Origin of the sequence: Streptococcus pseudopneumoniae (genome assembly GCF_001072665.1) — a bacterium.
Lineage (GTDB): Bacteria > Bacillota > Bacilli > Lactobacillales > Streptococcaceae > Streptococcus > Streptococcus pseudopneumoniae_S.
Window position 1 is genome coordinate 1 of the sequence record NZ_JVJI01000043.1, and the last position, 1,436, is coordinate 1,436.

1 protein-coding gene is annotated in these 1,436 nt (G+C 36.3%); it reads right to left on the reverse strand.

Annotated features, from left to right (window positions below; all coding sequences use genetic code 11):
• Positions 1 to 31 precede the first annotated feature (31 nt).
• Positions 32 to 1,380 (reverse strand): IS3 family transposase gene (locus tag ADH52_RS10850; protein WP_152902834.1). Its coding sequence is split into 2 segments (ribosomal slippage): positions 32 to 939 and positions 939 to 1,380, totalling 1,350 coding nucleotides; the frame shifts between segments, so codons are not numbered across the junction.
• Positions 1,381 to 1,436 lie beyond the last annotated feature (56 nt).

Here is a 1,436-nt window from a genome sequence, read left to right on the forward strand (position 1 = left end):
TGTACTGACCCCAAAAAGTTAGACAAATAATTTAAGTAAAGGATTTAGTTCTGTATTGCACAGGACTAAGTCCTTTTAATTTTACCTTAATGCGTTTATTGTTGTAGTAATCAATATAGTCTACAATAGCTTGCTCCAATTGATTAAGTGATTTAAACGTCTTCTCGTAACCATAAAACATTTCGGATTTCAAAATACCAAAGAAGGATTCCATCATGCCGTTGTCTGGGCTGTTACCCTTACGCGACATAGATGGCTGGATTCCTTTATCCTCTAAAAAATGATGATAGAAATCGTGTTGGTATTGCCATCCCTGGTCACTATGGAGAATTGTATTTTCGTAATATTCCTCTGTAAAGGTTTGTTCTAGCATATCTTTCACTTGTATCAAGTTCGGTGACGTAGAAAGATTATAGGCGATAATTTCGCTGTTAAAACCATCTAAAACTGGTGATAAATAGAGCTTTTGGCTGCTTGCCGGAATGGCAAACTCTGTCACATCTGTATAGCACTTTTCCATTGGATTCGATGCTTCAAATTGGCGTTGAATAAGGTTATCTGCTTTCTTGCCAATCTCTCCTTGGTAGGAAGAATACTTGCGTTTACGACGAATTCGGGCACTTAAACCAAGGATCTTCATCAGACGTTGGACCTTCTTATGGTTCACTACAAAACCACGATTCCTCAATTCTAGAGTCATTCGGCGATAACCATAATTTCCTTTATGCTCAGTAAAAATAGCTTGAATTTCATCTTTAATATCATGATTTTTATCGTTTTTATTTAACTGCTTTAGCTGGTAATAATAGGTTGAACGAGCTAGCTTAATAATCTTTAGAAGAATCTCTAAGGCAAACTCCGTTACCAATCCTCGGACAATTTCTGTTTTTCTTTTCGCTCCTTTTCGTCCCTCAATCGGAGTTCTCTCAACTTTTTTAGAATGGCATTCTCCGCTCTCAAGTACTCATTTTCTGCTTGAAGTCGCTCTAGCTCTGTCATCTCTTCGGGCTTCTTCTTTGGTTTACGTCCCATTTTAGGTGCTCTCCCTCTTGTTTTCTCAACAATAGTATACCCGTTTTTCTTATATTGTGCCAGCCAATTAGGCAACATTCCAACACTTGGAAGAGCATAATCTAGAGATACCCTTATTTGCGAACGACCTTCGAGAAGAACTTTATCAATGATCTCTTGTTTTAGTTCAGGTGAATAGTAACAATTCTTTCCTTTTTTGACGAACTCCATTCCGTAACGATCAATCAATTTAATCATGTACCTAAGATTAGAATTGTTTATCCCAAATTTATTTGAAAGCTTCTCTATGCTATATCCTTGTTTTCTAAGTTTATAGATCTGAACTTTATCATCATAAGTTAATTTCATAATAAAAACACCCCAAAAGTTAGATTTTTTCTGTCTAACTTTTGGGGTGCAGTTCA